Here is a 6,547-nt window from a genome sequence, read left to right as displayed (position 1 = left end):
CTACAGCACTGGGGAATTATAATGATGGCTCGCACGAGATATTTCTTCGCTTCGAACTGGGCACAAGGATGAGAGCGAAAGTAAATCCAAGGTTCTTTTAATTGTATTTAAAAAAGATGTCATGAAAAATAGTATTACCATATATAGTTTCTTTTTATTTTTTCTCGGTTTTTCGAGCATTGCCTTGGTTCAGGGACAGGATAAAAAAATGGAAAAAGCTGCAGAAAACTACGAGCAATTGGATTATGTCAATGCCCAAAAGATTTATCTGGAAGTTGCGGAAAAAGGCCATCAATCGGAGGAACTTTTCACAAAACTGGCCAACAGTTTTTATTTTAACGCGCAATATGACCAGGCCGTAAAATGGTACGGGCGTTTGTTTGAGCTGAATCCAGAACCTGAGAATGACATTGTCTATCTTCGCTTTTCCCAGGCACTGAAAGCTACCGGGAATACTGATGAAGCTTCAAATTATTACGATACGTTCACGGCTAAAAGTGGTTTGAAGTCTGGAAGAAATGCACGAAATTATGCCGATCTTATTCAGCAGAATTCAGGACGGTATGAGATGGAAGCGTTAGCAAAAGTTTATGATGAGGAGAAGATCTCCTTTGGCTATTTCAAATCGGGAAACACTCTTTACTATGCGTCTACGAGCGACACTAAAACGTTCCTGAACAAGAGAAGTGCGTGGGACGGACTTAGTTTTTTATCCCTTTATAGCATTGAACTCGATTCCCTTAATCAGGCTCTAGGCCATTCCGAAAAACTTACCGGGACCCTAAACAGTAAATACCATGAATCGTCGCCTGTATTTACGGCAGATAACAATACCATGTATTTTACACGAAGCAATATCACCGCCAAGAACAGAAAAGACGATCAGAAGCTAAAAATCTATAGGTCACAAAAGGTCAACAACAAATGGCAGGAAGCAGAAGAACTGTCCATTAATAGCGACCATTTTTCTAGCGCACACCCGGCATTGAGTCCAAATGGGACAAAACTATATTTTTCGTCGGATCGTCCAGGAGGTTTTGGAGAGTCAGACCTTTATGTCTCCACTATCAATACCGATGGAAGTATTGGGGAACCAATTAATTTAGGACCAGAAATCAATACCAGAGGTAAGGAGACCTTCCCATTTGTTTCGGCAGACCACGAGCTGTATTTTTCATCTGATGGCCATTTTGGACTGGGTGGTCTTGATGTATTCTATATAAAGATCAAGAATGATGGCTTTGGCAACCTGTTAAACGTTGGCGCTCCAATTAACACCTATGCCGATGATTTTGCCTTTGGGATTGATCAATCGACCCACAGGGGCTTTATAAGCTCTAACCGTTCGGAAACTGGAAACACATTTGTTTACGACAATATTTATACGTTTTTGGAGACAGCACCAATCATAGACCTCTATTTTGCACAGATTGAAGGCTATGTTACCGACAAACAGACCGAACTGCCACTTGAGGGTGCTACTATCGTATTGACTGATTCCAACAATAAGATATATAAACAAGTTCGGACTAACGGCGAAGGTTTTTACACCGTCGAAACCGATAAATTTGAAACCTATTTTGTAAAAGTTTCTAAGGAAAGTTATGATTCCGATGAGTATCTGTCCAAGCCAAATTTGGAGCACCAGCGCATCGACTTCCAATTACAGACCAACGAAGTTGCCCTGGTTCCTGGAACCGACTTGGCCAAGGTGTTGAACATCCCCATCATCTATTTTGATTTTGATAAATCGAATATAAGAAAGGATGCCCAAGTGGAACTTGAGAAAGTCTTGGCGGTACTCAACCAATATCCTAACTTGAGACTGGAGATCCGTTCACATACCGACAGTAGAGGAAATGACGCCTACAATAAAGGGCTTTCACAACGTCGTGCGACCTCCACTTTAAACTATTTGGTTGAAAACGGCATCCCAGAATCGAGATTGCAAGCCGTTGGATTTGGAGAGAGCAAACTGGTGAACAACTGTAGTAACGGCGTCCCATGTTCTGCTGATGAACATCAGAAAAACAGACGTTCAGAATTTATTATCATAGAATAGAACGCCTTATTAAATATTGAAATCCCCTTATAAAACTATAAAAAACCGAAGCTATATCTTCGGTTTTTTTGTTCTCCACAGGAACTGCACTAGGTCGTGCTGTATTACCAATAGACACTATCAGTCGGTTTTTGAACTAGGTTTTTTGACAACACTTTGATTGGGATATTTTATGATGAACTAAAAATCATCACATTTATATGGCTATTGGATGGATGCCCCAACGGGTTTTATTGGCATTGGCAAAATCCGATTTATATTTTTCTGGAATCTCTCCATTAAGCATGGCTCCAGGTTTTATGGACGGGAAAAGTTCTTCATAAGTAATCATGGCATTCAATGAGACTCGTCGGTAAATATGCGAACGTGTCAAATTTTTTGCTTCATCCAAACCGGTAGCACCCAAAAGTTCAACAAAATTTTTAATTGTTTTTTCATGGTAATTTGCCACACGTATCTTTTTGTCTTCAGGCACCAAGCCTATGGTCAATCTGGGATCCTGCGTGGTGATTCCGGTGGGACATCTATTGGTATTGCACAATAAGGCCTGAATACAGCCCAAAGCCATTTTCATGGCACGTGCCTGATAACAGCCGTCGGCACCCAAAGCAATGGCACGCGCAACGTGAAATGCAGAAGTGATCTTGCCGGAAGCAATAAGTTTTATATGTTTTCTGATATCCAATCCGTTAAGAATATTATGGACAAAATCGAGCCCGTCAATCAATGGTGCACCTACATAATTACTAAATTCCGGAGGAGCCGCGCCTGTTCCACCTTCGCCACCATCTACGGCAATATAGTCAGGATAAATATCCAGATCAATCATGGCTTGACAAATGGATATAAATTCACTTTTATAACCAATACATAATTTAAAGCCTACCGGTTTGCCGCCGGATAGATCTCTTAGTTTTTGAATGAAGTGCACCATTTCAAGCGGGGTGTCAAAAGCGGAGTGGTAGGGTGGGGAGTTGACTCTAGTATGTGGGGTAATATGTCGAATTCGAGCAATTTCCTCAGAGTTTTTCTCCGCCGGTAAAATCCCGCCATGTCCAGGTTTGGCACCTTGGGAAATTTTGAGTTCGATCATTTTCACATTCGGATGTTTAGCCTTTTCCGAAAAAAGTTCTGGATTGAATTTTCCTTCTTCATCCCGACATCCAAAATAAGCGGTGCCAATTTGCCAAATAAGATCGCCACCGTGTTTTAAATGGTAATCGCTCAAGCCACCTTCTCCAGTATTATGGGCGAAATTCCCAATCTTGGCCCCTGCATTCAAAGCCTCAACGGCGTTGGCACTAATAGCACCAAAACTCATGGCTGCAATATTCAAAATACTGGCAGAATATGGGTGTTTACAAGCTTTGTTTCCGATCAAAAATCGCGGATCGTGATCTAAGCTCGCAAATGGTCTTGGTGCGATGGAATGGCAAATCCATTCATAACCCTCGGCATAAAGATCCAGCTGGGTTCCAAACGGAATGGTATCCCGTACACCCTTTGCCCTTTGATATACTGTGGACCGATCGACGCGATTAAAGGGACGGCCGTCAATGTCAGATTCAATAAAATACTGATACATCTTTGGGCGTAAGTCTTCCAATAAATACCGCAGTCTCCCCAGTACCGGATAATTGCGCATAATGGTATGTCGGGTTTGAAAAACGTCGTAATATCCTAAAATGGTCAACCCTAAGATAATCGCAAAGAGCACATACCAGTTTGAATTTAAAAAAATGGCTAATCCGAGGGTTATCAAGAGTGAAACACTTGATATGATATAAAAGTTGATTCGCATAACAGAAATTTTTTAGGCTCACAGTTCTATTTTAAGAATTTTGATAGCGCTCCTGTGAATTTTTAATAATCCGTTTATAACTAAGTGTAAAGTACTAAATATAAAGATCTAATTATGAGAACTGATCTTCTATTTTGGGAAGAATTGAATTTATACGTGTACAATTTGCTGTATTTTCGGATTATTACTGAATTTAGAATCAATCTTTCAGAAATGGACCTCTATAAGAAGGCTCCATTTTATACGTTGGCATGTTTTTATTTAGGCTTGAGATCAATTGCTTTATTAGATGGAGTCAATTTTCCAATAAACCTTATATTAGCATATAAATTATTTTAACTTGAATACTGTTAGAGTTTTTATTTCTGAGAATGTTAAGGAGCTGTTACAGTTTTTAAGAAGCATCAGTTTTTCAAAAGCCATCCGGGTGGGGATTGCGGTTACTCTACCGGCAGTAATCGGAGGGCAACTCGGTTATTTAGAAATTGGAATGGCACTTAGCTTTGGTGCCTTTTGGAGTTCGCCCAGCGATGTCATAGGCAGTTTCCGTCATAAAAAGTTTGGGATTCTTTTTTCCGCGCTATTGGTTATGATTGCCAGTTTTATAAAAGGCTATCTGCATTTTGAACTCTGGCTATTGCTTCCGGTTTTGGGGTTCATCACTTTTGCCATCGCTTTAATTTCGGTATATGGCTTTCGTGCCTCGCTCATCAGTTTTTCGGGACTTATGGCCTTCGTATTGAGTTTTTCGCTCGAATCTGAACTGGAAATCTATCAATATGCTTTGTTGTTGGGGGCGGGCGGACTTTGGTATTTGCTCTTGTCCAAGGCTTGGTATCGCATCAACCCAAAGGCTGAAACCGAGGAGTTTTTATCCGAAACTTATTTGCTTACCGCAGAATTTATAGAAACAAGAGGAAAGTTGCTGGACCCACATGAAGACCATGTGAAATTACAATCCCAGTTACTTAAACTTCAAAGCGACCTCACCACGAACCATGAAACTCTCAGGGAGATTTTGATACTTTCCAGGAAAGCTTCGGGGTGGTCCAATTATCAGAATAACCGCCTATTGATATTTGCCCAGTTAATAGAAATGCTAGAAACAGCCATTGCAAATCCAGTAAATTATGATCGGATGGATGCGCTTTTTAAAGCCCATCCCCAATACGTCAAAAGATTCCAGGACCTGATTTTTGAGATGTCCTCACAATTGCGGAAGATTTCCGAAGCGGGAAATGACCTAAGGAAATTGCCCAAGAACGCTCCTATGACCCAATGTTTTGAAAACGTAAAACTGGAAGTGAACTTACTTCGTGAAACGGAGTATTACGAGGAATATCTAATGCTCCAGAATCTGCTTGAATATCAAGAAAAACAGTCCGAAAAATTAAAAAGAATAAAAAGACTTTTAGATCCCACGATTGACGAAACCAATTTTATAGATAGAAAAAAAGCCAGGCGGTTTATTGCACCCCAAGATTATGATCCGATGCTCTACTTTAGGAGCTTTAGCTTTAAGTCTACCATTTTTAGACATTCGGTGCGGTTGGCGGTTACGGTGATGATTGGTTATGCGCTGGGGTCAATCTTCGCCTTTCAGAATCCCTATTCTATCTTGTTGATTATTGTCGTTATCATGCGTCCCAGCTTCGGGCTTACAAGAAACCGAGCGAAGGATCGTATGATCGGTACACTTCTTGGCGGGGCGATTGCCTTTGGAGTGGTTTTTCTAATTCAGGATCCTTATGTGTTTGGCATTATGGGGGTCATTTCTTTGGTCATTGCAATTTCATTGGTACAAAAAAATTATAAAGCTTCGGCGACGTTTATTACCTTGAGTGTGGTCTTTATTTATGCCATTCTCATCCCTGATGTTCTCGGCCTAATAAAATTCCGCATCTTGGATACGTTGGTTGGCGCCGGACTCTCCTACATGGCCATGTTGTGGCTGTGGCCCGCTTGGGAGTTTGTTGAAATAAAGGAGAGCATTGAAAAAAGTGTGCAGGCCAACAAGGATTTCCTACATAAAATTACCGAATATTATCAGCGGAAGGGCAACATACCAACCTCTTATGATATAGCACGTAAGCAGGCATTCCTAGAAACGTCCAATCTAAGTTCGGCTTTTCAGCGGATGACCCAAGAGCCTAAGTCGAAACAAAGGGAAATGGATAAAGTTTATGAACTGGTCGTTTTAAACCATAATTTTTTAGCATCATTAGCTTCGTTAAGCACTTACATAAAGCATTATGATACTACTGAGGCATCCGAACGATTTAAAACTGCCACTGAAAATATAGAGAAAAACCTTGAGCAGGTCCTCCAATGCTTAAAAGACAAGACCTGTAGTGGGGTGGACGCGTTGTCAAAAAACGATCGGCTTCTTGAAGCACCGTTGCCGACTTTCAATTCCTTGGAAATTAGTAATTTGGGCTCTACAGATAAAGAAACGGTACGTGGCCTTCAAGAGACCCATTTAGTTTGGGAACAATTGGAATGGTTGTTCTCCATCAGTCGAAAAATGCTCAAATTGGCAAAATCAGTCAATTTGGATTGATAACCGTTGATTTCTGAATTTTTAAATACAGGAATATTCCCGCTACCTCCAATATAAGTTGGTACCTCATGAGGAAAATGAAATGATTTTTCAATTAATTTAGCGGACATTAATATGAATCCTT

The 6,547-nt window shown here is 40.6% G+C and carries 3 protein-coding genes; 2 read left to right on the top strand and 1 reads right to left on the bottom strand.

All coding sequences use genetic code 11. The annotated features are described in order from the left end of the window. The first annotated feature begins 121 nt into the window (after positions 1-121). Positions 122-2,062: an OmpA family protein gene (locus VLZ86_RS03540; protein ID WP_325448791.1), complete on the top strand. Its 1,941-nt coding sequence runs from the start codon at positions 122-124 to the stop codon at positions 2,060-2,062. A gap of 196 nt (positions 2,063-2,258) precedes the next feature. Here the strand turns inward: VLZ86_RS03540 and VLZ86_RS03535 are convergent, their stop codons facing one another. Beyond that, a complete protein-coding gene (locus tag VLZ86_RS03535) occupies positions 2,259-3,863 on the bottom strand; it encodes an FMN-binding glutamate synthase family protein (RefSeq protein WP_325448789.1) in 1,605 nt (534 codons plus the stop codon). Between the two features lie 340 nt (positions 3,864-4,203). On the opposite strand from VLZ86_RS03535, the gene VLZ86_RS03530 reads away from it, so the two are divergent. Next, positions 4,204-6,423 carry an FUSC family membrane protein gene (locus tag VLZ86_RS03530; protein ID WP_325448787.1) on the top strand — a complete coding sequence of 740 codons (2,220 nt, stop codon included), beginning with the start codon at positions 4,204-4,206 and terminating at the stop codon, positions 6,421-6,423. The last annotated feature ends 124 nt before the right edge of the window (positions 6,424-6,547 follow it).

Source organism: Gelidibacter sp. (genome assembly GCF_035515035.1).
Lineage (GTDB): Bacteria > Bacteroidota > Bacteroidia > Flavobacteriales > Flavobacteriaceae > Gelidibacter.
Note: the sequence above shows the minus strand (reverse complement) of the source record. Positions and strands in the feature narration are given on the sequence as shown.